At 61.3% G+C, this 24,022-nt stretch carries 22 protein-coding genes; 5 read left to right on the forward strand and 17 right to left on the reverse strand.

Annotated features, from left to right (window positions below):
• From R8871_RS10090 to R8871_RS38925, 5 genes are all read right to left on the reverse strand, one after another.
• The gene (locus R8871_RS10090; protein WP_175050304.1) at positions 1–1,041 is read right to left on the reverse strand and encodes a fimbrial protein; all 1,041 of its coding nucleotides are present in this window, start codon (positions 1,039–1,041) and stop codon (positions 1–3) included.
• Positions 1,038–3,674, reverse strand: a complete 2,637-nt coding sequence (locus tag R8871_RS10095; RefSeq protein WP_175050305.1) for a fimbria/pilus outer membrane usher protein — start codon at positions 3,672–3,674, stop codon at positions 1,038–1,040. The genes R8871_RS10090 and R8871_RS10095 overlap by 4 nt, the downstream gene beginning before the upstream one ends.
• A 2-nt stretch (positions 3,675–3,676) precedes the next feature.
• The gene (locus tag R8871_RS10100) at positions 3,677–4,435 is read right to left on the reverse strand and encodes a fimbrial biogenesis chaperone (protein WP_246287509.1); all 759 of its coding nucleotides are present in this window, start codon (positions 4,433–4,435) and stop codon (positions 3,677–3,679) included.
• 106 nt (positions 4,436–4,541) lie between these two features.
• Positions 4,542–5,087 (reverse strand): fimbrial protein, encoded by a 546-nt coding sequence (locus tag R8871_RS10105; RefSeq protein ID WP_169485047.1) that lies wholly within the window; start codon positions 5,085–5,087, stop codon positions 4,542–4,544.
• A gap of 646 nt (positions 5,088–5,733) precedes the next feature.
• Positions 5,734–6,492, reverse strand: coding sequence for a hypothetical protein (locus R8871_RS38925; RefSeq protein WP_175050042.1), 759 nt, complete (start codon positions 6,490–6,492; stop codon positions 5,734–5,736).
• Positions 6,493–6,571: 79 nt separating this feature from the next.
• On the opposite strand from R8871_RS38925, the gene R8871_RS10115 reads away from it, so the two are divergent.
• Both R8871_RS10115 and R8871_RS10120 read left to right on the forward strand, forming a co-directional pair.
• Complete coding sequence (locus R8871_RS10115) at positions 6,572–8,173, forward strand: hypothetical protein (RefSeq protein ID WP_246287548.1); 1,602 nt, start codon at positions 6,572–6,574, stop codon at positions 8,171–8,173.
• A gap of 231 nt (positions 8,174–8,404) precedes the next feature.
• Positions 8,405–10,378 carry an APC family permease gene (locus tag R8871_RS10120; RefSeq protein WP_175050307.1) on the forward strand — a complete coding sequence of 658 codons (1,974 nt, stop codon included), beginning with the start codon at positions 8,405–8,407 and terminating at the stop codon, positions 10,376–10,378.
• A 1-nt stretch (position 10,379) separates the two neighbouring features.
• Here the strand turns inward: R8871_RS10120 and R8871_RS10125 are convergent, their stop codons facing one another.
• The 12 genes from R8871_RS10125 to R8871_RS10180 all read right to left on the reverse strand — a co-directional run bounded on the left by R8871_RS10125 (position 10,380) and on the right by R8871_RS10180 (position 22,024).
• Positions 10,380–10,796, reverse strand: a complete 417-nt coding sequence (locus R8871_RS10125) for a universal stress protein (protein WP_175050308.1) — start codon at positions 10,794–10,796, stop codon at positions 10,380–10,382.
• Positions 10,797–10,925: 129 nt separating this feature from the next.
• Complete coding sequence (locus R8871_RS10130; protein ID WP_246287510.1) at positions 10,926–11,237, reverse strand: hypothetical protein; 312 nt, start codon at positions 11,235–11,237, stop codon at positions 10,926–10,928.
• A 228-nt stretch (positions 11,238–11,465) separates the two neighbouring features.
• Entirely contained in the window at positions 11,466–12,164 is a 699-nt protein-coding gene (locus tag R8871_RS10135) for a response regulator (protein ID WP_175050310.1), read from the reverse strand.
• A gap of 8 nt (positions 12,165–12,172) precedes the next feature.
• The gene (kdpC, locus tag R8871_RS10140; protein WP_175050311.1) at positions 12,173–12,754 is read right to left on the reverse strand and encodes a potassium-transporting ATPase subunit KdpC; all 582 of its coding nucleotides are present in this window, start codon (positions 12,752–12,754) and stop codon (positions 12,173–12,175) included.
• Between the two features lie 18 nt (positions 12,755–12,772).
• Entirely contained in the window at positions 12,773–14,836 is a 2,064-nt protein-coding gene (gene kdpB / locus R8871_RS10145; RefSeq protein ID WP_175050698.1) for a potassium-transporting ATPase subunit KdpB, read from the reverse strand.
• 85 nt (positions 14,837–14,921) lie between these two features.
• A complete protein-coding gene (gene kdpA / locus R8871_RS10150; RefSeq protein WP_175050312.1) occupies positions 14,922–16,730 on the reverse strand; it encodes a potassium-transporting ATPase subunit KdpA in 1,809 nt (602 codons plus the stop codon).
• The gene (kdpF, locus tag R8871_RS10155) at positions 16,727–16,822 is read right to left on the reverse strand and encodes a K(+)-transporting ATPase subunit F (RefSeq protein ID WP_028193906.1); all 96 of its coding nucleotides are present in this window, start codon (positions 16,820–16,822) and stop codon (positions 16,727–16,729) included. Before kdpF ends, kdpA begins: the two co-directional genes overlap by 4 nt.
• A 336-nt stretch (positions 16,823–17,158) precedes the next feature.
• Positions 17,159–18,169 carry an O-fucosyltransferase family protein gene (locus R8871_RS10160; protein ID WP_175050313.1) on the reverse strand — a complete coding sequence of 337 codons (1,011 nt, stop codon included), beginning with the start codon at positions 18,167–18,169 and terminating at the stop codon, positions 17,159–17,161.
• A gap of 180 nt (positions 18,170–18,349) precedes the next feature.
• Entirely contained in the window at positions 18,350–19,645 is a 1,296-nt protein-coding gene (locus R8871_RS10165; RefSeq protein ID WP_175050314.1) for a copper oxidase, read from the reverse strand.
• A 1-nt stretch (position 19,646) separates the two neighbouring features.
• Positions 19,647–21,080, reverse strand: coding sequence for a TolC family protein (locus R8871_RS10170; protein ID WP_175050315.1), 1,434 nt, complete (start codon positions 21,078–21,080; stop codon positions 19,647–19,649).
• Positions 21,077–21,397: a hypothetical protein gene (locus tag R8871_RS10175; protein ID WP_175050316.1), complete on the reverse strand. Its 321-nt coding sequence runs from the start codon at positions 21,395–21,397 to the stop codon at positions 21,077–21,079. Before R8871_RS10175 ends, R8871_RS10170 begins: the two co-directional genes overlap by 4 nt.
• Before the next feature lie 93 nt (positions 21,398–21,490).
• Positions 21,491–22,024: a hypothetical protein gene (locus R8871_RS10180; protein ID WP_246287511.1), complete on the reverse strand. Its 534-nt coding sequence runs from the start codon at positions 22,022–22,024 to the stop codon at positions 21,491–21,493.
• Between the two features lie 73 nt (positions 22,025–22,097).
• Between R8871_RS10180 and R8871_RS10185 the strand changes: the two genes are divergently transcribed.
• The 3 genes from R8871_RS10185 (at position 22,098) to R8871_RS10195 (ending at position 23,914) form a co-directional block, all read left to right on the forward strand.
• Complete coding sequence (locus R8871_RS10185; RefSeq protein WP_175050317.1) at positions 22,098–22,295, forward strand: heavy-metal-associated domain-containing protein; 198 nt, start codon at positions 22,098–22,100, stop codon at positions 22,293–22,295.
• 98 nt (positions 22,296–22,393) lie between these two features.
• Positions 22,394–22,792: a CopM family metallochaperone gene (copM, locus tag R8871_RS10190; protein ID WP_175050318.1), complete on the forward strand. Its 399-nt coding sequence runs from the start codon at positions 22,394–22,396 to the stop codon at positions 22,790–22,792.
• A gap of 102 nt (positions 22,793–22,894) precedes the next feature.
• Positions 22,895–23,914, forward strand: coding sequence for a MerR family transcriptional regulator (locus R8871_RS10195; RefSeq protein WP_175050319.1), 1,020 nt, complete (start codon positions 22,895–22,897; stop codon positions 23,912–23,914).
• The last annotated feature ends 108 nt before the right edge of the window (positions 23,915–24,022 follow it).

A 24,022-nucleotide genomic window follows, 5' to 3' on the forward strand; every position in this document is an offset into this window, starting at 1 on the left:
TCACTGATAGCTCATCGTGAAGGTGGCGAGCCCCTTCACCGTACCCGGCCCTACCGTGCCGGTGGAGATGTACTGCGCGGTCAACGGAATGCGGGTCGTGCTCGCCGATGCACCGACCAGCCATTGGTTCGGATTGCCCGCCACCGCCGAATCCGGCCCGTAGCTGACTGCCGTTCCACCGCTATTGAGCACGCGTAACGCGACACCCGTCGCGGTCGACCCGCTCGCCAGCGTCAGATTGCTGGTCGTATTGCCGGGCGTGGTCGCGTCGGTCAGCGTCACATAAACATTCGCGCCGGCCTGACACGATAGTCCGATGCTGAGGTTCGTGTTGCCGACTGTCGTGCCGACGGGGCTCAATGCGCTGGCATTGACGGTAGGCAGCGTGACGCTGACTGACGGCGTCGTCACGGTACACGTGGTCGCTACGATCGATGTGTTGTTGACCGAGATCGTCACGAGAGCCGGTGACGTTACATTCAACGGAATATTGTGGCTGACCAGCGTGAATAGCTGCGGGATGTTCACCGCGCCACCCGTCGTGACCTGTGCGGCCGTCTTGACCAGTTGATAGGTGAACGTGAAGCTGCCCTGGAACGCCGTCGTGTTCGTAATCGGTGCGCCGAAATCGCCCCACTTGCCGACTGCCAGTGACGACAAAGTCGTATTGCCGTAGGTCACGTCCACGACCTTGATGCCGATGCCCGCAATGCCGGTGTTCCACACGCCCGCCACCGGACTGCTCGTCAGTTGCGGGTAGTACTGGATATACCAACCGTTGTTGTACGGCGGCACCGTACCCGGATTCGACGGGCAGTTGACAGAAACGGTCGACGACTGCACCGGCCCGATTGCCGTGCCGACCGGCGTGTCGCGCGGTACGGTGAGCGTACCGAAGCTGATCGCCGCCGAGCCGCTAATCGTGCATTGCAACGCTGCGTGAGCGGGCATGCTGGCGATCAGGCCAGCACAACCCGCAGCGACTAGCATCAGGACGCCGAAGCATCGACGCAAGGCACCGTACGAGAGAGACATCTTCATTGCGCATTTCCTCCAGCGGACGAGCCCGCCGCTGCCTGATTCGCCACGCCGCCCGCCGCGCCGCACACAGCATCGATATGCGCATACGCACCGCGGTCTTCGCCCTTCGGCGGCAAGTGATAGCCGAAGGCACACTGTTCATCGGCGGCATCGCCCCACTTCACCGTAAGCGCGCCCTCATCGGCCACGCCGCGCACGAAGATCCGGCTGTTCTGGCCGATCGCGCCGACACCCTGCCCCTTCGCGTCGTACACCGTCGCGCCGAATGGCAGCGGTGCGCCGTTCGGCAAGCGAGCCGAGATCACCGCCGCCCTGCCCGTCACCGTGCCGAAGTGGATCATCACCACCGAGTTGGCACGCGGCGCCACCTGCTGGCTGGTCGACTTGAATTCGACGTCGAGCGGGATTCCCTTCGGATCGATTTCGACCGTGTTCAGGCTATACGGCGTCAGATACGGAATCACCGCATAGCCGAAGTTGTCGATGCGCACGCCGGACGAATTGGTGATGCGTGCGCCCTTCGCGTCTTTTGCCTCGACCACACCGATCGTGTCGCCCAGATCGTTCGCGAAGGTCACGCCGCCCGGATGCGCGACGATCGCGCCGGTCACGCCGGCCGACACTTGCGAGTAGCCGGAGCCGCCGCTTGCGCTCGCCGCCAGCGTCGCGTACGGACTGCGGTACTGGCCGTTCACGCCGCCTGCGCTCGAGCCCGGCGCATGGTTCGCTGTCACGCCATAGGTGAATTCGTTGTCCACACCGGCCGAGCCGTTCAGCATCGCCTGCTCGGACGAGCCGCTCTGACTGTTGTGCGTGAAGCTCGTCGACAGGGTCGGTGCGTGCTGACCCGTACCGAGCGGAATCGAGACGCTCGCGAAGATCTGGTTGTTCATCTGCCCGGTCAGGCCGTCGCGCTGCCTCGACAGCGACACGTTGTAGCTGAAGTTGGTGCCGAGCGCGCGCAGCACGTTGTTGTAACCGACCTGGAATTGCGTGGTGGTACCGCTGCGATTCCAGTAGTCGAGCGTCGAGCCGACCACATAGGCATTGCCCCAGCCGTTGCCGAAGCTCTGATTCATCGTCAGTTGAACCTGGTTGCGCTGGCGATCCACCGAGGTCGGGTCCTGCCCCGCGGCAACCGCGCTGCGCGCGAGCATGGCGTCACGCAATGCCCAGAAGCCACTCGACGAATAGCGATAAGCGGCGACGGTGAAGTTCGTGTTGGTGGCCGGCACCAGCTTGCTGTAGCTGATTCGCACGCTCTGGCCAGTGGTGTTGGTCACGCCGCGAATGTTGGCGCGCGCCTCGGTTACATCCAACGCGACCGCACCCAACGGCGTGTTGACCGCCGCGCCGAGCAGCCCGGCGAGGTAGCCGTCCGCAACGATCGTCCCCGCGTAGCCGGTGATGACGTTATTGAAACCGTGCTGCACCGTCCCCTGAAGCAGGTTGTCGTGCTGATTGACCTGCGCATCGCGAAGCTGGCCCGCGGCGACATTGAAACGCGTGATGCCCGGACGCAGCAACTGCGCGACCGACGCATAGGGCACGGAGAAACTATGCTGACTGCCGTCGGCTTCCGTGACCGTGACGAGCAGGTTTCCGCCGTAGCCGGTGGCGTACAGATCGTTGATCTCGAATGCGCCCGGTGCGACCGTCGTCTCGTAGAGCTTGTTGCCGTTCTGCGTGACGCTCACGCGCGCATTGGTCATCGCCACACCGCGAATCAGCGGTGCATAACCGCGCAGCGAGTCCGGCAACATGCGGTCGTCGCTCGCGAGTTCGACGCCGCGAATACCGATGCTGTCGAACACGGCGCCGTCGGTAAAGGCATCGCCGAGCGTCAACTGGCTGCGGATCGACGGCAGATCGTGCTGCACGTAGGTCGCGATGTTCTGATAGGTGCGCGGTCCGTTCGACTGCCACGTCAGCGCGGAATTCTGGCGGAAGTGCCAACTGCCTACATTGACGCCGCTATTCAGGCCGAGATAGGTCTGCGTATTTGACGACCCCGCGGAGCCCGAACCCGTCACGCGAAACGAATTCAGGTTGTAGCCCAAGGTGGCCGAGCTCACGCCTTCGTCCCAGAACTCGGGGCTCACATAGCCTTGCGGATTGCGCAACAGCGCCGCCTGCGGGATGCTCAGATCGAGCCGCAAATCGGACAGATCGAAGGATTGCGACGCACCGTCAACGAGATCTGCGAGGTTCGCGCACTCGCCCGCCTGGGCTTTCGCGAGTTCGCCGCGGCCCTTGTCCGACAGCGCCGAAAAGTCCAGACCGAGGCGCTCGATCAGCGCCTTGCTGAAACACGGCACAGCGTTCCCCGCGCCTTCCCGCGCCACGAAACGCAGCGTGTCGTGGCCGACCCAGTTTCCGTTCACGTAGAGATCGATGGTGTACTCGCCGGGCTGCACCGGATTGCCGCGCTCGAAACGCGACACGTCGACGCTTTGGCCTTTCGGCTTCATCAGAAACTCGCTGTTGAACTGCACGTCCGCAAGCATCGTGGAGTCGGCGAACGCGGGCGTCGCCCCCCAGGCGGCCAGCGCGCCGAGCATCACGGCATGGCTGCGCCTGAGCGCGAACCAGCTTCCGGCTCGCGGCCGCGAAGAATATTCCCGGGTGCGCATGATTACTTGCGGGCCCCGTCGCGCAGCGTTTTACCGGTGACACCGGCGCCGTAGTCGTTAATGAATGTGTAGTCGACTTGCGCCGGCACGTCGGCGAGCGGCGCAACGTTGCCAATGTCGAAGTCCGCGCTCGCGCCCGGGTCGACCATGCCGCCCTTGTCGCTGGTCCAACTCGTCGTGCTTTCACTCGCGACGATCTTGCTGAACGTCACGTGATAGGGCGTCGGATTGGTCGCCTCGAGTGCGTAAGCGCCATTGTCCTTGCGCACGAATTTCCAGCTGACTTTCGCGGCCGCTTCGTCCGCATTGCCCGCCAGCCCCGCCGGACGGAAAAACAGCTTGATGCGCGAACGGAACGCGAGCTGCAGCGAATTCGGATCGTCCGCTGTGGTGCTCGCGGCCGCGCGCGGCGGCACTTCAAGCACGTTGAGCCAGAACAGGGATTCCTTGTCTTGCGGCAACGGTTCCTGCGTGTAGATCAGACGCAGGCTTTGTCCTTTCTTCGGATCGAGCCGGAAAAGCGGCGGCGACAAGGTGAACGGCACCTTGGATTCGTCCGGCATCGCGTTCGGATTACCCGTATCGAGCCACACCTGAACCAGCGCAGGTGCGTCACCTTCGTTGCTGAGCTTGACGGTTACTTCACGCTCTTTTGCCTGATAGATCACGCGCGTGCCGCTGATTACGACACCCGCATGCGCGATGCTCACCAACCATGACAATGCGAAAACCGTCATCGCCTTTGATAATTTTTTTCGCATTACCATTTCGTTATCCTGATTGCGTGGCGAACTCGTGGTTCGCTCTGATCTCCTCGACAGCCGGCGCCTCTCTCGGGCGCCAGCCACCGCCCCGTAGCGTCGTGTGTTACTGATAGACGATCGAGTACATGACGGTCGTATTGACGGTACCTGCCGTCGACGCGCCATTGGTTGCCACGTATTGCGCAAAGTACTTGAGCGTGGCCGCACCGCTTGCCAGCGCAACAGCCTTCGAGTTCTGCGAGGCCTGCGCCGCACCCAGCGTGATCACACTGCTGTCGCCGTTGAGCAGACCAATTTCGACATTGGTCGCCGTGCCGGTGGCGTTGATCAGTTGACCCGTGGTCGTATCGACCGTGGCACCCGGTTCGAAATACGTCGACACGTTGCCCGAATTCGGCGTGCAGTTCGACAGTGCGATGTTGAACGGCGTGCGGCCCGCGGTCGTGCCGGCAGTGGCGAGCGCCGAGGTCGAGACGGTCGGCAGCGTGACGGTGAAGTTCTTGCCGCCGCCGTTACCGCTGATCGTGCAGGTCTGGCTGGTGATCTGGCCGGTGAATGTGATGGTGCCGTCGGCTGCCTGCGAAACGGCCGGCATGGCGGCTGCTGCAGCGATGGCCGTAGCGAGAACGCCTGAGCGCGTGAATTTCATGGTTATCCCCATTGATAAGTAATGCGTCGTATTGAAAGACCGTGTGTGTGGCGGGTTCAGCGATGGCGTTGCGCTCAAACCGACCGCGCCGGGGCCAATTATCGGGACGATGCCAAAACGGGACAGTCAAGCAGTGTCAAGCGGGACGGGGGAAGTTTGAAGCAGTGTCAAAACGAACGTTTTCTGGAAGTAAGAGCTACTTGCGTGGCTGTTTTTGCTTTCGAAAAACGCGCCTACCCTACCGGCTTTATTCATACGAATAGCGCTTAATCGAGAAAAATCTACGTTTAAAACGCGGGTGTAAGTCGATTTTGCTGGAAAGAGCTTTCTGTTGTCCGTTACCGGAGTGTCAAATCGCCTTAACTTAAGCCCTTGTCTTCGCTCCCCAGCAGTGATCACGCCTCGGACTGCCTCGACGCATTCAATTGACGCGCGGGCATCTCCGACGACATCTATTCGCGGAGTCCGAAATGAAACGTGCGCTGTTGATGCTTGCGCCGGTCGGCGGGATGTTGGTTGGCGCTGCCCATGCGCAGAGTTCGTTGACGATCAGCGGAACCACGTACACGTACTGTGCGGCCGAGGGTCAATTCTGTTCGTTCACCGGCACGGCGAACGTCGTCTACGGCACCACGTCGCCTACGCTTCAATACGATATCAATGGCCCGTTTACGGGTGGCGTGCAGTGCTCGACGGGAGCGGTGTCGAGTACGGATCCTGCGTTCGGGTATGGGAAGAGTTGCTGGTATAAAAGCACTTCGGCGCCCACGCCCACGCCCACGCCGACTCCTACCCCGACTCCAACACCCACCCCTGCGCCGACTCCGAGTCCCTCTGGTGCGTGGACGCAATGCGCTGTTGAAAACGCGCGCTGTTCGTTCAGCGGCAAGATGACCGTGCTGTATGGCGCGAGCACGACTGCCAACAACGTGAGCAAAGTTTTCACCAATGGCGTGACTTGCAGCAATACGGCTTTTGGTACCGACCCGGCGTACGGAGTTTCGAAGTTCTGCTGGATTCCGAAGACGCCTTCACCGGCGCCGACGCCTACACCTACACCTACACCTACGCCAACGCCAACGCCAACGCCGACTCCGACTCCGACTCCGACTCCGACACCAACACCTACGCCTACGCCTACGCCTACGCCTACGCCTACGCCTACGCCTACGCCGACTCCAACGCCGACGCCCACGCCCACGCCTACACCAACGCCGACGCCGACGCCCACGCCCACGCCCACGCCTACGCCGACTCCAACACCAACACCAACACCAACACCAACACCAACACCAACACCAACACCAACACCAGCATCCGCCATCGCCTGCGCAGCTCCGACATCAGCAGCCGGAGGTACCGCCAATGGTCTGATCGTCACCGACACGCCAAGCAGCGACGGCACACGCCTCTTCAATCAAGGCAGCAGCTTCCAGGTGTCGTTCGTCACTGCTGCGACATCAGCGGACACCGTCGTCTGGTCGATGCAGGATCAGCTGGGCAACATCAAGGGCAGCGGTTCGTTTGCCGTTGCGAGCGGGACGCGGACCAGCACGCTGTCGTGCCAGAGCAGCGCGGCGGGTTACTTCGCGATTACGGCGACGCTGTCGCACTCGGGCGGCACGCTGCCGCAGCTCGGCACGCGGCCAACCGGCATCGCCACGTTCGGCATTTTGCCGAATCTGTCCAGCACGATACCGGCAGTCAGCTACGCGCATCAGGAGCAGCACCGCTTCGGTATGCAGGGCTTCAACGACAATGGCTCGATGCTCGCAGCACTCGGCATATCCCAAACAATCGACGACCGTGAGCTGTCCGCTATGGAACCCAATGCGGCGAATACGTGGACGCCTTCCCTCTCGGATCTCGATTCGTTCTACACGAACGGCAAGATCATGCGGCTCATCAGGCTGGATGGCATTCCCGCGTGGGCGAGTCCGACCGGCGCGTTTCAGGACGACACCAACGCACCATCAAACGAAACCTACTACCAGAACTACATGGCGCGCGTGGGCACCGACAGCGCTGCGATCCGTCAGCAGTACTTCCCCAATCAGCAATACAACTATTACCAGGTGACGTGGGAGCCCCAATGGGTCGATTCGACCGCCAATTTCGTCGCAATGTATGCAGCCGTCTATAAAGGCTTGCATTCGACTGATCCGAACGCGGTTGTGATGGGCACGACCAACGTCTTCCCCGCCAACTGCTCGACGCAATGTACGCAGGGATATCTCGCCACCTACGCATCGCTAGGGCTTGGCAATTACATCGACGGTGTGACGACGCACGGCTACTACAACGCAGGCACGTTCGCGGGGCATCCGCCGGAACAATACGATACCGACCCGAATCCCTCGAATGTCGCGAACGCGCTCGATCAGCAGATGAGGTCGCTGCGTTCGCAGATGCAGATGGTCAAGCCGAACATGCGCTTGTGGATGACCGAGCTCGGCATCACCTACGACTCCGGCGCCGCTTATGGGCCGAGTTACCCGCCGGCCAACCAGCTGTATGGGCAAGCCGCGGTCGCATTGCGCGCGCATCTGATCATTCTCGGCGAAGGTGCGCAGGTCACCTACTTCTTCTACGGCCCGGACTATCCTGCCGACGTAGGCATCGGCACGTTCTTCGATCTCGCTGATTCGCAGGGGCAATACGGCGCGACGAATCTGAGTCCCAAACCAGAAGCGCTCGCGTTTGCCGCACTGACACGCGTACTGGACGGCACGCAAACGCTCGGGCATCTCAACGGGCTTCCCTCGATGGTGTATGGCTACGCATTCCAGCAACTGAACTCGGGAGCGGTAATCGCGGCGCTGTGGACGCACAACAATTCGAACTGGCCGACGTCATCGGGCACCTACAGTTCGACCTATAGCACCACCTATGCGTTGACCGTGAACTCGACCGGCACGAGCGGCAACGTAAGCGTCATCGACATGATGGGCAATGTAAGCTCGGTGAGCTACACGAACGGCGTCGCGAATCTCACGCTGACCGAGTCGCCGATTTATGTGGTGCTGGCGAACGCCAATGCGATCCAGGGCAAGTACACGGCACCCGTAGGCTATACAGGACAATAATTACGCCGGGATAAAGTCACACCCATGTTCCTTTCGATATCCTGACTACATCCGCCCCCGGGTATAGTTCACTGGCGCACCACGCGAAACTGCCCTACATTCTCGTTGTCGATTGCCGATGATCGCGGCAGCGCTCGCTACTTGTCATTCTCCTTACGCCCGAACCATTCGGGCGTCGAACCATAGACAACAGCAGTCATACCGGCACGCCTGACCGGGCCTGGAGGGGACATGGCCGTCTTCGCTAACTTCTGGCGCCTGATCGTCGGCAAGCCGCTGGATCCGCTCGATCCCCGAACCCGTCACGCGATCGCCGTCACGCCGCTGCTGGCCTGGGTCGGTCTCGGTGCCGACGGCTTGTCGTCGTCATGCTACGGGCCGGAGGAAGCCTTCCTCGCGCTCGGCCAGCACACGTCGCTTGCCTTGTTTCTCGCACTGGCTACCGCAGCGACGGTCTTCATCATCGCGCTCGGATACAACCAGGTCATCCAGCTGTTTCCCACCGGTGGCGGCGGTTATCGCGTTGCGACGGCATTGCTGGGCCCGCATCCGGGGCTGGTGTCAGGCGCCGCGCTGCTGGTCGACTACGTTCTGACCGTCGCAACCTCGCTCGCAAGCGGCGTCGATGCCTTCTTCAGCTTGCTGCCGGTGAGTGCGCAGGCGTTCAAGCTCGCCACCGAACTCATCCTCATCGTCTTGATGACGGGCCTCAACTTTCGCGGCATGCGCGAATCGATCATGGTGCTGCTGCCGATCTTTCTCGGTTTCGTGGTACTGCATCTCGGCCTAATCGTGTACGGCATCGCGGTGCACGGCGATCATCTCGCCGCCGTCGTGCCGGGCGCGATCAGCGAGGCGCGCGGCATGTCGCACGCTGTCGGCCCCCTCGTGGTGCTGGCCTTGCTCATGCGAGCATTCTCGTTAGGCGGCGGCACGTATACGGGTCTCGAAGCCGTGTCGAACAACGTCAACATGCTGGCCGAACCGCGCGTGCCGAACGGCAGGACGACGATGTTCTACATGTCTACGTCGCTCGCATTCACGGCCGGCGGCATCATTCTGCTGTACATGTTGTGGCACGCCCAGGCGGTGGAAGGTCAAACGCTCAACGCGGTGGTATTCGGCAGCGTCATCGATCATCTCGGGCTAGGCTCGGCGTTCGCGCGGCATGCGCTGCTTGCGGCGGTGCTAGCCTTCGAAGCAGGCCTGCTGCTGGTCGGCGCACAAACCGGCTTCCTGGACGGGCCGGCTGTGTTGTCGAACATGGCGTCGGATTCGTGGGTGCCGCGCCACTTCCGTGATCTCTCAGCGCGGCTGGTCAGGCAGAACGGCATCGTGGTGATGGGGCTCGCGAGCCTCGCGATGCTCATCTGGACACACGGCGACGTCTCGATTCTGGTGGTGCTGTACAGCATCAACGTGTTCCTGACTTTCAGCCTCTCGTTGCTGGGCCTGTGCATTTACTGGTGGGGCCATCGCCATGAAGGCGAAAACTGGCTCACGCACTTCGCGCTATCCGCATTGGGGCTATCAGTCACCAGCACCGTGCTGGTGATCACGCTGATCGAAAAGTTCACAGCGGGCGGCTGGCTGACGGTACTGGTGACCGGCGCCGTGGTGGCCCTGTGCTTCGCCATCAAACGGCACTACAGCGAAACCCGCGCCCTGATTGCGAAGGAAGATGCCCTCTTTACCGGCGCTCCACCCGAGGTCAGCGAAGCGGCGGCGGCGCTCAAACCGGATCCCTCCCTGCCGACCGCTATTCTGCTTGTCGGCAAACACCGCGGCGCCAGCATGCATGCGTTGCTATGGGTGAACCGGTTGTTCCCCGACCACTTCAGGAATGTGATATTTCTCGCGGTGGGTGAAGTAGACGCGCAAAGCTACGAAGGCGCGGAGCACCTTGAGCAGTTGCGGAAAACGATTTCGGCAGCGCTCGAATACTATGTGGCGCAGTGCCGCCGGCACGGAATGGCCGCTGAATATAGGATCGCTTTCGGCACCGATCCTGTGGAAGAATTCGTCCAACTGACGGGGACCGCCATGGAGGAATTCCCGAACAGCGTATGCTTCGCCAGCAAACTGATTTTCAAACGGGTGAATATCCTGACGCGGTGGCTTCACAATCACACACCGCTGGAAATCCAGACACGTCTGCACCAGCACGGCAAACAGATGGTGCTGCTGCCGATGAACGTGGGATGACTCAGTGAACCATCGTTACCGGCGTAACCGTGCGCCTTGACAGCGACGCGAACATGGCCAGTCTTCTAAAGAAGCCCATGTGGCTCGCGTCGATCACCATGACGTCGGGCTGGGTCGTTGCCGCGTAGTCGGCAATCGCTTTCGTGCGATGGCCGAATACCCGCTTCCAGTGATATGGCACGCCCGCTTCTTCGAGAATCGTGCGGGCATCGATCAGCGCTTTGAGCATCGCATGTTTTTCCATCCGCACCAGTGAGCTTCGCGTATGGAAGGCTGCAGCGCGCCCCTGATCAACAGGCTCGAGTACTTCCAGCAATTCGACTTCGGTTACGCCGCGCTCAAGAAACATGAACGCCGCATAGCGCGCGGCTTCTATCGCGCCGCCGTGGTCGAGAACAGGGATCAGCATTCGTATCATCGAGAACTCCTGGCGGGTACTTTGTACTTTGAGCTTAGCGAAAGCGGCATTAACGTCGTGTAAAAAAACTGCTGTTTTTGCAGCACGCACAGGCAGGCACGCAAATTACACGGCGACAAAAAAGCATCCTCACGATGCCTGTATCGCAGCCGGATTCAACTCGATATGCAAAATCACCAGCCACCGCTTCGGACAATCCTCGGCGATTTGCAATTCCTGCTTCCTGTCGCCGGCCGTCTTCACGAAACCTTTCTCGCGCGCGAAGCCGAACGCGCGCCGCGCATCGGATTGCAGCCACAGTGTAAGCAGCCCGCATGTCACGCAGCTGAACAGCCAGATCGTTTCATGAGGCAGTGAGGCGTCGAGTTGCTGCGCAACGTACGTAAAAATAGTCGTGAGAACCTGATTGGTGACGAAGGCGATGGCGACGACCTTGCACATCCCCCTGAATATCATCGCTGGTCTTGAGGGCGTCATGGCAGGTCAAAACCCGGTGCGGAAAACACGCAGGCCTCCACGGTCACGTTGCCCTTTGTTTGTTTGAACGCCATACACCCTCCAGCAAAACCCAGATTGTCCTTGCGGCGAAACGCCAGACTCGAACTATACGGAGCAGGCCGTAAAGGCCGGGAATCGATTGCCGCCGGCGATATAAAAATCCTGTGAAAATCACCGCACGCCGACCAGCCGGTAACCCACACCGGCCTCGGTGACGATGTGTTCAGGATGTGCCGGATCGCGCTCGAGCTTGTGGCGCAGATGCCCCATGTAGATGCGCAGATAGTGGTGGTTGTCGGTCTGCAAAGGACCCCATACCTCGCCGAGCAGTTGCTCGTGCGTCAATACGCGCCCAGGATGGCGCACCAGCGCGGAGAGCAGGCGATATTCGGTAGGGCTTAGATGGACGATCCGGCTGCCGCGCACAACCCTGCGTTCGCCGAGATCGATTGTGACGAGGCCGAACTGAATCTGGGGCACACCGACCCTGTCGCCGCCGACCTGCCTGCGTAAATGCGCTCTGATCCGCGCGCCAAGTTCGGGTAGACCGAATGGCTTGGTGAGGTAATCGTCGGCGCCGGCATCCAGCGCGGCAACCTTGTCTTCTTCGCGGCTTCGCGCCGACAGAACGATCACCGGCATCGCGGACCAGCCGCGTAACTCGCGGATCACCTCGATGCCGTCCATGTCCGGCAAACTCAGATCGATAATGACGAGATCCGCCAGCCGCGTCGCTGCCTGCGCGAGGCCTTGCGCACCGGTCTGCGCGTCGAACACGCTCATGCCGGCCGCTTCGAGGTTTGTATGAATGAAGCGGCGGATAGCTTTGTCCGCGTCGATCACAACGACTGTTACGGTGGGATCGCTCATCCGTGGGCTCAATGCATCGGCTTGAGATCGTCCAAAGCCAGGTTGAGCTTCAGCACGTTCACGCGTGCCTCGCCGAAAATGCCGAACTGCCGCCCTGACGTATTACGCGTGACAAGATTGGTCACCTGATCGACAGGCAGGCCGCGAGCCTGCGCCACGCGCGCCACCTGATAGGCGGCAGCGGCCGGACTGATCTCCGGGTCGAGGCCGCTGCCCGACGACGTCACGAGATCCACCGGCACCGGTTGCGACATGTCGTTACCTGCCGCCTTCAACGCATCGAGACGGCCCTTGATTTCGTCAGCGAGCGCGGGATTGGTCGGGCCAAGGTTCGAACCACCCGAATTCTGTGCGTTGTAGGGCTGCGGTGAGGTGGCCGACAGGCGTCCCCAGAAATAGTACGGCGCGTCGAACTGCTGGCCGATCAGCGCGGAGCCGGCCACTTTGCCATCCTTCTCGAGCATGCTGCCGTTCGCCTGAGCCGCAAAGGCAGCATGACCGATTGCGGTTACAACGATCGGATAGATCACCCCGGTAATCACCGTCATCAGGATGAACAGAACAAGTACCGGGCGAATCAGCGTTTTCATGATGTTCACTCTATTGGGTCAGACCCAGCCGAACACGTTCAGCACCATGTCGATCAGCTTGATGAACGGGAACGGCAGCAAAATGCCGCCCAGCCCGTAGATCAGCAGATTGCGGCGCAGCAGCGAGGCCGCGCCGAGCGGCCGGTACTTCACGCCCTTGAGTGCCAGCGGAATCAGCGCAACGATAATCAGCGCATTGAAAATCACCGCCGAGAGAATGGCCGACGACGGCGAACTCAGATGCATCACGTCGAGCACACGCAATTGCGGATACGTCGTCGCGAACGCCGCCGGGATGATCGCGAAGTATTTGGCGACGTCGTTCGCAATCGAAAACGTGGTGAGCGAGCCGCGCGTCATCAGCATCTGCTTGCCGATTTCGACAATCTCGATCAGCTTGGTCGGATTCGAATCGAGGTCGACCATGTTGCCGGCTTCTTTCGCGGCCTGCGTACCGGTGTTCATCGCCACCGCGACGTCGGCCTGTGCGAGCGCCGGGGCGTCGTTGGTGCCGTCGCCGGTCATCGCCACCAGACGGCCTTCGGCCTGGTGCGAACGGATCGTGGCGAGCTTGGCCTCAGGCGTCACCTCGGCGAGGAAATCGTCCACACCGGCTTCTGCAGCGATCGCTGCTGCCGTCAGGCGGTTATCGCCCGTCACCATGATGGTCTTGATGCCCATCTTGCGCAGCTCTGCGAAGCGTTCCTTGATGCCGCCCTTGACGATGTCCTTCAACTCGATCACACCCATACAGCGCGCCCCGCTCTCGCCGCGCACCTGCTGCGCGACGACCAGCGGCGTGCTGCCGCGCCGCGCGATGTCCGTCACCGCTGCCGTCAACTCGGCGGGGAAACGACCACCGTGCGCCTCGACATAGTGTTTGATCGCATCGGATGCGCCCTTGCGAATCTCGCGGTCGGGCAGATCGACACCGCTCATGCGCGACTGTGCGCTAAAAGCAAGAAAGGTCGCCTGCAACGCGTGCATGTCGCGCTCGCGGATATTGAAGCGCTGCTTCGCCAGCACGACGATGCTGCGCCCTTCCGGTGTTTCATCCGCGAGTGAAGACAACTGCGCCGCGTCGGCGAGCTGTTCCTCCGTGACGCCCGGCGCCGGCGTGAAAGCCGAAGCCTGACGATTGCCGAGCGTGATCGTGCCGGTCTTGTCGAGCAGCAATACGTCAACGTCGCCTGCGGCTTCAACAGCACGGCCCGAGGTGGCGATCACGTTCGCCTGCATCATCCGGCTCATGCCCGCTACGCCGATCGCCGAAAGCAGACCGCCGATGGTGGTCGGAATCAGGCACACCAGCAGCGCGACCAGCGCGGTAATCGTGACGACATGTCCCGCTTTCGCGGCTTCGACGGAGAACATCGAGAACGGCAGCAGCGTCGCGGTTGCGAACAGCAGTACGAGCGTCAGCGCGACCAGCAGGATCGTCAGGGCGATCTCATTCGGCGTCTTCTGACGCTTCGCCCCTTCCACCATCGCGATCATCCGGTCGAGGAAAGCCTCGCCCGGATTCACACTGACCCGCACGACGATCCAGTCCGACAGCACACGCGTGCCGCCCGTCACCGACGAAAAATCGCCGCCCGACTCGCGGATCACCGGCGCGGATTCGCCCGTGATCGCCGATTCGTCGACCGACGCGACGCCTTCAATTACTTCGCCATCCGCCGGAATCACGTCGCCGGTTTCCACCAGCACGACGTCGCCCTTGCGCAGATCGGTGGCCGTCGTGATACGAATCGGCGACTTGGGGTGCGCCTCCTGCAGCTTCTTCGCCATCACGTCGCGCTTCGCGCCACGCAGCGAAGCCGCTTGCGCTTTCGAGCGCCCTTCAGCGAGCGCCTCCGCAAAGTTGGCGAACAGCACGGTAAACCACAGCCAGAGCGCGATCGCCAGAATGAAACCCGCGGGCGCCTCGGCCTGGCCGGCAAGCGCGGCGCCCCACAGAATAGTGGTCAGAATGCTGCCGATGTATACGCAGAACATCACCGGGTTGCGCAGCTGATGGCGTGGTGCGAGCTTCCTGAACGAATCGACGAGCGCCGGCCGGGCAATCGACGGGTCGAACATCGAGCGCGCGGCGTTGCGCGCCTGACCGATGTTGCCCGGCTGATGAACCGGCGGTTGGAGTCCGTTAGTCATGCTGTCCTCTCAGTCAATGTCCCGCGACCATGATCAGATGTTCGACGACGGGGCCGAGCGCCAGCGCAGGCACGTACGTCAGCGCGCCGACCAGCACCACCGTGCCGAGCAGCAGCACGACGAACAATGGGCCGTGCGTCGGCAGTGTGCCGGCGGTCGCGGAGATGCGTTTCTTTGCGGCCAGCGATCCGGCGATCGCCAGCACCGGCACGATCGACCCGAAGCGGCCGAACCACATGGCGATGGCGAGCGTGCTGTTGTAGAACGGCGTATTGACCGAGAGGCCCGCGAAAGCGCTGCCGTTATTGTTAGCGGCCGAGCTGTAGGCATAGAGAATCTCGGAGAATCCGTGCGGCCCTGGATTGGAGACACCCGCCACGCCGGCTGCCGTCAACACGCCGATCGACGCACCGACCAGCACGAGCAGCGGCGTGAGCAGCACGGCGATCGACACCATCTTCATCTCGTACGACTCGATCTTCTTGCCGATGTATTCCGGCGTTCGCCCGATCATCAGGCCGGCCACGAACACCGCGAGCAAGGCGAACACGAGCATGCCGTATAGACCCGAGCCCACGCCGCCGAAGATCACCTCGCCGAGTTCGATCAGCAGGAGCGGAACGAAGCCGCCCATCGGGGTCAACGAATCGTGCGTGTTGAGAACCGCGCCACAAGACGCGGCGGTGGTCGCCACGGTAAAGATGCCGGACTGCGCGATGCCGAAGCGGGTTTCCTTGCCTTCCATGTTGCCGCCCGTTTGCGCGCTCGACGCCGTTTGATCGACATGCAGCGACGCATACAGCGGGTTGCCGCTCTGCTCAGACGAAATCTCTCCCCAACAGGCAACCGCGAACGCGATCGTCATCGCGGCGAGCACCGCATAGCCCTGGCGTTTGTCGCCCACCATCCGGCCAAACACCAGGCACAACGCAGCAGGGATAACGAGCATCGCTATCATCTGAACGAAGTTGGCGAACGGTGTCGGGTTCTCATACGGATGCGCGGAATTGGCGTTGAAGAAACCGCCGCCGTTGGTGCCGAGCATCTTGATTGCTTCCTGCGAGGCGACCGGCCCCATGGAGATGGTCTGCTTGTCGGCCTTGTTGTCCACCATCACCGGGTTGCCCTTGGCGTCCTTGACGGGATTGCCCTGGGCATCGGTCTTCGGCGTCTGATACGTCGTCACCTGCAGCGTCGGCACGTCTTCGTATGACTTGAAGTTCTGAAGCACCCCTTGACTGATCAGGACGAGCGCGATGACCGTCGCGAGCGGCGCGAGGATATACAGCGTGATACGCGTGAGATCGACCCAGAAATTGCCGATCGTCGCGGCCGTGTGGCGTGCGAAACCGCGAATCAGCGCGATCACGACAGCGATGCCGGTGGCGGCCGAAAGGAAGTTCTGCACCGTGAGCGCGGCCATCTGCGTCAGATAGCTGACGGTCGTTTCCGGCGTGTAGTCCTGCCAGTTGGTGTTGGTCACGAAGCTGATTGCCGTGTTGAAGGCGGCGTCAGGCGTCATCGGGCCGAAGCCTTGCGGGTTCGCGGGCAGCCATTGCTGCAAACGCAGAAATCCGTACACCGCGAACACGCCGAGCGCGTTGAACGCCAGTACGGCCAGCGCATAGTGCTTCCATGACATTTCGGCGCTGGGGTCAACCCCGGCGAGCTTGTAGAGCGCGGTTTCGATCGGACGCGCTATCCGGCGCACGACGACCGAAGAACCGTCCACCACGCCGGTCATGTAACGGCCGAGCGGAATGGCGAGCGCGATCAGCACGACGATGAACAGGCCGGGCTGAAACAGGTTGTTGAAGTTCATTCGAGAGCCTCCGCGCGTAGCAACGCATACACGAGGTAAGCGAACAGAATCAGCGTCGAGGCCGCTGCGAGCCAGGTCATCCAGGTAGTCATGGACGGCCTCCGGGCGCACGGCGAAGCTTGTCGCAGCCAATGACGAAGCCCGCGACGAGGCCGCTGAATGCAATGATGGCGATGAGGTAAAGCAGATCCATGGTCCGGTCTCCCACAGGGGACTCCTGCACCGTGAAATTTAGGAAAATCCGCGTAAACGCAGCGTTAATAGTTCGCGCGGTTTCGTAAAAACGATGGACGTGGTGCGGGAGACCGCCGGGCTAACGCGGCGGTATGGTCTTGCTGGGAGACTTTCGGGCTTGCAGACTTTCGTACTGCTGTTTGAAAAACGGCTGGCGCTTGAGCAGCCTAAACGGCCCAAGCGACTCAAAGGGCTCAAGCCGCCTTGGCCGCCTTACTCGCTTGAACCGCTTGCGCCACCTGAGCGGCTTGAGCTGCTTCGCGCGCAGCCTGTTCGATCCAGAGCTGGCTATCGGGAAACCAGAACGCGTCCGGACGCGGCGGCGAGACGAGTTTCACCGGAAGGGAGGGATTGAATATCTTCGACCATGCGGACAGATAGGACGGCGTCTTCACGAGGAACCCGCAATTGGCCAGAAGCAGGCAGGACACCAGCGCCTCGCGGCCGATTTCGATTCCCGGATAGCCGCTGAAGTGAACAGGCGTGCTGCCGCAGGCGAGATGTTTTGCGGGTGCGACTCTGACCGGCTTGCTGAATGGCCAGGCGACAAAATAATCGATAAACGCCTGTTCGTCGCTCGAGACAAAAATATTGGTCAAGTGCGGGTTTCCCGCGAGCGTAGCCTCCACCTGCCGGCAAAAGCTTCCCCATGAAACCGGGACGGCTTCCTGCGCCTTGTCGGTCCCTCTGAAATGCGCGCCAAGGGTCGACGTGCCGAGCCCGAGCGTCTGGCAGATCGCGTCGACTTCCTCGCAGATATGCGCGGCCGGACGATAGTGCGCGAAGAAGAGCTCGCTTGCACTCCGGAGTCGAAGCCGCGCTTCATAACGCTGACGAAAGCCCAGTTGAACCAGGTCACGCACTGTCGACGTTCTGATCTTATGAGTGATCGCGGCTCCGGAGGTGGTGTGCGCGGACTCGAAGAAGGCCGAGAACCAGTCCAGCTTCCCTTCGGCATCACCATACAGCCCACCGCGTGCGCTAATGCACGGGGTGAGACATTTCTCGTCGCAATACATCAGAATAAACAGGACCATCTGCATCACGGAGAAGAACCCGGAGTTCTCCTGAATCTCGATGGAAAAAATGCCCCTGTTCAAACGCTGTGTCGCATGAAGGGAAATCCGGCGCGGCATGGCCACGCTATGCTTGAATCCCTCGCTACGTCGGATCTGTTTCGCCCGATCGACTACCTTTCTCAACATGCCTTACTCCTAATTAATTAGGTATTTTTTAAAAATGGCACGGACCTGTTTGCTGCGAAGGAAGGGACGGTTGAGCATAACATTTCAAAAGCATGACCACGTAAAGTTTGGCCCATCTTGGTGAGCTAGCGTACAAAGGATCGGTAAGGTTTTCCCTGGATAGCGCGCGGTGCTGCGGGCTCAGTCCTCCGGCATCTCGCCGGTGTACTCATAGGCCACGGTCCCCTTGGGATGCCTGAACCACCCCGGATCGCGATAGTCGTTGCGCCCCAATCCTTCCCGCACTTTCACAACGGTGAACATGCCGCCCATCTCCAGCGCGCCGAACGGCCCCGTGCCCGTCATCATCGGCAGCGTGTTGTCGGGCAGCGGCATTTCCATCCCGCCCATCGAGCCACCCGTGCTGCCCATCGCCATGTAGTCGGGCACCAGCTTGTTGATGCGTTGCGCCAGGTCTTTCTGCGGCACGCCGATCAGGTTCGGTACCTGATGGCCCATCGCGTTCATCGTGTGATGGGACTTGTGGCAATGAAACGCCCAGTCGCCCGGACGGTTCGCCGTGAACTCGATCGCGCGCATCTGGCCGACGGCAACGTCTGCCGTCACCTCGGGCCAGCGGGCGGAAGGCGGAATCCATCCACCATCCGTGCCCACTACTTCGAAGTGATAGCCGTGCAGATGGATCGGATGATTGGTCATCGTCAGATTGCCGACGCGGATGCGCACACGATCGCCGGCGCGTACTGGCAAGGAATCGATGCCCGGAAAGACGCGCGCATTCCACGTCCACATGTTGAAGTCGGTCATCTCGTTGACGCGCGGCGTGAAACTGCCCGGGTCGATGTCGTATGCGGACATGATGAATACGAAATCACGATCCACCTGCATGATGCCCGGGTCTTTCGGATGAACAATGAATGTGCCCATCATGCCCATTGCCATCTGCACCATCTCGTCGGCATGCGGGTGATACATGAAGGTGCCGTGTTTCTCCAGCTGAAACTCGTAGACAAAGGTCTTGCCCGGCGGAATGTGCGGCTGCGTGAGACCGCCGACGCCATCCATGCCGCACGGCAGAAGCATGCCGTGCCAGTGAACCGTGGTGTGCTCCGGCAGCTTGTTGGTCACGAAGATGCGCACCTTGTCACCTTCAACGGCCTCGATGGTCGGTCCTGGCGCCTGGCCGTTATAGCCCCACAGGTTCGCGCTCATGCCCGGCGCCAGTTCGCGCACTACCGGCTCGGCAATCAGATGAAACTCCTTCCAGCCGTTCTTCATACGCCACGGCAGCGACCAGCCGTTCAACGTGGCAACGGGCGAGTACGGCCGGCCATTTGGTGGCGCGATCGGTGTCTGCATCGCGGCCTTGGCCATCGTAGGTGCCTCAGGCAATGACGCGGCGCCGGCCTTGCTGACGAGTGCTGCGCCCAACAACGCGGCCCCAGAGCCACCCAGAAAATTTCGACGAGAGACCATGTCATTGACCTTCAGAATCTGTGGATGACGCTTGCGGCGTCATGGATGCGAATGGCGCTGCGGCCATGGCACTCGGCGGCAGTCGGCCGCCGAGTGCCTGTTGCAGGTCGGTCTCCGCGAGCCAGTAGTCCTTGAGCGCGTCGATATAGCTGTTCACCGCGCCGATCTGGTCACGCGAATCGGCAAGCAGTTCGAACACGCTCGCGAGCATGCCGTTATAGCGAAGCAGCAGTTCGTCTGAAATCGTTTTACGGATCGGCACGACCTCGTCGCGATAGTGCTTAGCAACGTCGTAGTCGGTCACATAAGCCGAATACGATTCTCGAACCTCCGAGCGCGCGTTGATCGCGGTCTCGGCGACGCGGTTCGCCGACTGCAGATAGATCGCTTCGGCGCGCGCCACTTTCGAGGTGCCCCAGTCGAAGACTGGAATCTCGACGCTGATCTCGTAGCCCTGTTCGCGGCCGTCGGAGGTCGTGAAGTCGTTCTGATAGCCGACATCCAGCGCATTGATGAATCGCGTTGCCCGGCTCAGGCCCAGTGAGCTTGCAACGCTCTGCGTTTGCAGTTTTGCTGCCTGGATGTCCAGGCGGTTCTGCATCGCGAAGTGTTCGAGATCCTGCAATTCGGGCCTCGTTGCAGGCAGGTCAGGTAGACGCTCGGGAAGGTCGTACTGCGCTTGCGAACCCCATAGGCCCATTGTGCGAGTGAGCTTTTCTCGAGCGGCGACCGACTGCTGTCGAGCCTTCGCCACTTGCGCCACAGCTTCCGCGTAGAAGGCCTGCTCACGTGCATAGTCGAGCTTGCTGAAGTTGCCGGCTTGCTGCATGCGCAATGCGAGTTCGGCGCCGGCCTCTGCCGAGTCCTTCACCTGCTCCGCGTAGGCGGCGGACTGCTTCGCGGCGACGGCACCGATATAGGCACGTCGAGCATCGGCGGCAACCTTGAGCATGGCGTCCGCTGCGAGCAACCGGGTCTGCTCGAAACGGCGACTCTCGATGCGTGTCGCCAACGGCATCGTCAGCAGGTTCAACACGCCGAGCGTGAACGTGCGGCTGATGCTCAGGTCGTTGCCGCCGTGCGTGCGGCTGAATGTGAAACCGGGATTCGGCAGCCGTCCCGCCTGCACGAGGTCTGCCTCGGCGATGCCGAGTTCGCTATACGAGGCCTGCAATCCGCGGTTATTCAACAGCGCGATCTGGATCGCGTCGTCCATGCCAAATGGTCGGGATAGCAGTTCCTGTGTGCGTTTGGCGACTGCGTTTCGATCTTCGTCCGTCTTGACTAGTACCGCGTCTTTGCCGAGCCGCTGCGATGCTGTGGTGGACACAGTGTCGAAGCCGCCGTCCTTCGAAAAGGTCGTGCAGCCGGCGAGTAACGCCAATGCGGTAGTGGCGGCAATGATTCGGCCAGTGGGAAAGAGAGGCCGCTTCATTCTGCCGGCCCCTCTTGATGGGCACCGTGGCCAATGTGGTTGGCGTTGGCATCGGCACCCTCATCGGCATCGCCCGAATGCATTTGACCGTGGTCCATCTGAGGCTTGCCCGATGGGCTCGCTACCGCGCGATTAAGCGCTTGCCATGTGGGCGCCTTCTGTTCCCGGTATGGCCGATAGTCCGCGAAGGCGGACGGCACATTGACCGCCGGAACCGATGCCGCGGCATCCGCCGGATCGGGAGGTGGTGATATGGCGTGCACGAGCGCCGGCAATACTGCCGTCGCGCCGAGCAGCGCTGCAATAAACGTTCGCATTGATTTTCTCGTCGTATGCCACCCGGACGGCCGACGTGCAACGTGCGGCCATCAAGGCGAAATTGAACATCGCAGCATCACGCCGCGAAGGAACTAGACGAGAGAGAGTCGAGGAGGTCGTTCGATGCCGTCAGTCAGAAATGACGCGACACGAACAGAGGGAGCAAGCGGCACAGCGAAATGGACTGCGTCGGCGGATATCGCCGCAACCGGAGCGGCCGGCAAGCCGCCGCCGAAACAGCACGACGCACAGGTCGAGCAGGCATGCGCATGATGCGCGCCGCCAGCGTGACTGTGGTTCTGCGAATGTGCACCGGCGATGTCATTGGCGCTATCGGCCATCATCGCAGCATGATCATGTTGATGAGTTGCCTCGCCAGCATTCTCATGGAGCATGGACGTCCCTTCTCCACCACCATGCGAGAACTCGCATTTCATGGTGACGGCCGCGAACGACTGAACCGGAAGGCTCAGCGCGAGCAGCACGACGAGGAAGAGTTTGCGCCAGTAAGACATGGGTACGGAGTCTAGCACGCTGTTTAAGAAGAACGTAAGGCTGTAATCGCCGCTGTCTATGGCGGCTTTTTGCGTCGATAGCGCTACGGCTGGCGGCAGAATAAATAACATGGACGTATATGCTTGACCTTCCCGCCGTGGGAAGGTCCAAGCTCCAGTTCTGATTTCTCATTGGAGGCAAGAAATGGAATTCCAGATCCCAGACATGTCATGCGGCGGATGCGCCAACGCCATTACTCGCGCAGTGACTGGCCTCGACCCGGAGGCAAAGCTCGACGTCGATGTCGCCGTTAAAATCGTGAAGGTCGCATCGACCTTGCCGCCGGAACGCGTCATCGAGGTAATCGAAGCGGCGGGGTTTCATCCTTCGCTCAAGCGCTAGACGGATCGCATCAACCCATGTCTATCGATTAAGCTGAGCACCCTGTTCGCAGGCATCATGGTTGCCTGATATCACTTTCTCCCAACGGAACAACCCATATGAAAAACCTTCGCGCATTCCGTGCCCTCTGCCTTTTCAGCGGCGTTGCGTTCGCTGTCGCCGCGGCGCCCGTCTACGCCCAGCAGGCGGCGTCGATGCCCGGAATGGACATGTCCAGCTCAGCGGAGGCCGGGTCGAGCGCATCGACGCAGGCGTTCAAGGACGCCGACGAGAAAATGATGCAGGCCATGGATGCACCTGCCTACACGGGCGATGCCGACAAGGACTTCGTCGCCCACATGATTCCGCATCATCAAGGCGCGGTCGAAATGGCGCAGGTGGAACTCAAGTACGGCAAAGATCCCGACTTGAAGCGCCTCGCCCGAAACATCATCAAGGCGCAACACGATGAGATCGCGTTCATGCAACGCTGGCAAGCGAAGCACGGCGTGAAGTGACAACAGGCAACATCATCGTTTCAACGCTTTAAAACCGCGCTTGACCCTCACGCAACGTCAGGTTCTAGTCTCCATGCAGGCATGAAGAAAGGAGCGATTTCGATGCTGCTGAAAGTAGGTGAACTAGCCAGGCGATCCGGCATGACGGTGCGCACGCTTCATCACTACGACGCGATCGGGTTGCTCACGCCTTCTGCCCGCTCCGATGCGGGCTACCGGCTCTACAACCGCGACGACATCGCCAGGCTGCATCAGATCCAGGCGATGCGGCAGCTGGATCTGTCGCTGGCCGACATCGGGGCCTTGCTGGCAAGACCGGACGCCTCCCTCTCGACGGTCATCGAGCAGCAGATCGCAGCGCTGACTCGACAGATCGATCGTGCAACGGACCTGCGCGACAGGCTTCATCGTTTGCGTGGCCAGTTGATGACGGGAGAAGAGCCCGATCTTGCCGACTGGCTAACCACGTTGGAGATGATGACCATGCAGGATAAATATCTTACGCAGGATGAACAGGACCAGCTTCGTTCGAACAAGCTCGCGGGGGCGGCCAACTGGCCGGCATTGATTCAGGCAGTGCACGCGCTGATGGATCGCGGCGTTTCCGTCGAATGCAAGGAGGCCCAGGCATTGGCGAACCGCTGGATGTCGATGGTGGCCGATTACACCGGGGGCGATCCGCGTCTGCTCTCGAAGCTCGACACGATGCATCGCAATGAGCCGGCGCTGCAGGTGAAAAGCGGCATCACGACGGACATGCTCGCCTACATGACACGCGCCGTCCGGCACTCGAAGCTGGCGCTCTACGCGAAATATCTGTCGCCGCAGGAACTGCAGCGCATGCATGACGGCGACGAGCGCTACGTGTCTGAATGGCCGGGACTCGTCGCGGAAATCCGCCGCGCCATGGACAACCACCAAACCGTCGACGACCCGTCGGTTCAAAAGCTCGCGCAGCGCTGGATGAATCTGTTCAACGCATATGTCGGCACGGATCCGGAAACCCACCGGAAACTCCAGTCCGCCTACGAGAACGAGCCCGCGCTGCTGGCGGGCACAGGCATCGACCGGGCGATGCTCGCTTACCTGCGCGACGCGCTGGAGATCGCGCAACTGCAGTAGCGCAGCAATGCGGCGCGGTTGGTGACGCGCCGTCAGCGGCCACCACGAAGTCACCAACGGCAGCTTCGTGGTGGCGCCCGCGTCGCGCCGAACACCGGGATCCGACCG

Origin of the sequence: Paraburkholderia sediminicola, assembly GCF_902859805.1 — a bacterium.
Classification (GTDB): domain Bacteria; phylum Pseudomonadota; class Gammaproteobacteria; order Burkholderiales; family Burkholderiaceae; genus Paraburkholderia; species Paraburkholderia sediminicola.

What these genes read in the sequence shown, in the direction of transcription:
- R8871_RS10090 (WP_175050304.1), bottom strand. Translation starts at nt 1,041, where the DNA reads ATGAAGATGTCTCTCTCGTACGGTGCCTTGCGTCGATGCTTCGGCGTC.
- R8871_RS10095 (WP_175050305.1), bottom strand. Translation starts at nt 3,674, where the DNA reads ATGCGCACCCGGGAATATTCTTCGCGGCCGCGAGCCGGAAGCTGGTTC.
- R8871_RS10100 (WP_246287509.1), bottom strand. Translation starts at nt 4,435, where the DNA reads ATGCGAAAAAAATTATCAAAGGCGATGACGGTTTTCGCATTGTCATGG.
- R8871_RS10105 (WP_169485047.1), bottom strand. Translation starts at nt 5,087, where the DNA reads ATGAAATTCACGCGCTCAGGCGTTCTCGCTACGGCCATCGCTGCAGCA.
- R8871_RS10115 (WP_246287548.1), top strand. Translation starts at nt 6,572, where the DNA reads ATGCAGGATCAGCTGGGCAACATCAAGGGCAGCGGTTCGTTTGCCGTT.
- R8871_RS10120 (WP_175050307.1), top strand. Translation starts at nt 8,405, where the DNA reads ATGGCCGTCTTCGCTAACTTCTGGCGCCTGATCGTCGGCAAGCCGCTG.
- R8871_RS10125 (WP_175050308.1), bottom strand. Translation starts at nt 10,796, where the DNA reads ATGATACGAATGCTGATCCCTGTTCTCGACCACGGCGGCGCGATAGAA.
- R8871_RS10130 (WP_246287510.1), bottom strand. Translation starts at nt 11,237, where the DNA reads ATGTGCAAGGTCGTCGCCATCGCCTTCGTCACCAATCAGGTTCTCACG.
- R8871_RS10135 (WP_175050310.1), bottom strand. Translation starts at nt 12,164, where the DNA reads ATGAGCGATCCCACCGTAACAGTCGTTGTGATCGACGCGGACAAAGCT.
- kdpC (WP_175050311.1), bottom strand. Translation starts at nt 12,754, where the DNA reads ATGAAAACGCTGATTCGCCCGGTACTTGTTCTGTTCATCCTGATGACG.
- kdpB (WP_175050698.1), bottom strand. Translation starts at nt 14,836, where the DNA reads ATGTTCGACCCGTCGATTGCCCGGCCGGCGCTCGTCGATTCGTTCAGG.
- kdpA (WP_175050312.1), bottom strand. Translation starts at nt 16,730, where the DNA reads ATGAACTTCAACAACCTGTTTCAGCCCGGCCTGTTCATCGTCGTGCTG.
- kdpF (WP_028193906.1), bottom strand. Translation starts at nt 16,822, where the DNA reads ATGACTACCTGGATGACCTGGCTCGCAGCGGCCTCGACGCTGATTCTG.
- R8871_RS10160 (WP_175050313.1), bottom strand. Translation starts at nt 18,169, where the DNA reads ATGTTGAGAAAGGTAGTCGATCGGGCGAAACAGATCCGACGTAGCGAG.
- R8871_RS10165 (WP_175050314.1), bottom strand. Translation starts at nt 19,645, where the DNA reads ATGGTCTCTCGTCGAAATTTTCTGGGTGGCTCTGGGGCCGCGTTGTTG.
- R8871_RS10170 (WP_175050315.1), bottom strand. Translation starts at nt 21,080, where the DNA reads ATGAAGCGGCCTCTCTTTCCCACTGGCCGAATCATTGCCGCCACTACC.
- R8871_RS10175 (WP_175050316.1), bottom strand. Translation starts at nt 21,397, where the DNA reads ATGCGAACGTTTATTGCAGCGCTGCTCGGCGCGACGGCAGTATTGCCG.
- R8871_RS10180 (WP_246287511.1), bottom strand. Translation starts at nt 22,024, where the DNA reads ATGTTATTTATTCTGCCGCCAGCCGTAGCGCTATCGACGCAAAAAGCC.
- R8871_RS10185 (WP_175050317.1), top strand. Translation starts at nt 22,098, where the DNA reads ATGGAATTCCAGATCCCAGACATGTCATGCGGCGGATGCGCCAACGCC.
- copM (WP_175050318.1), top strand. Translation starts at nt 22,394, where the DNA reads ATGAAAAACCTTCGCGCATTCCGTGCCCTCTGCCTTTTCAGCGGCGTT.
- R8871_RS10195 (WP_175050319.1), top strand. Translation starts at nt 22,895, where the DNA reads ATGCTGCTGAAAGTAGGTGAACTAGCCAGGCGATCCGGCATGACGGTG.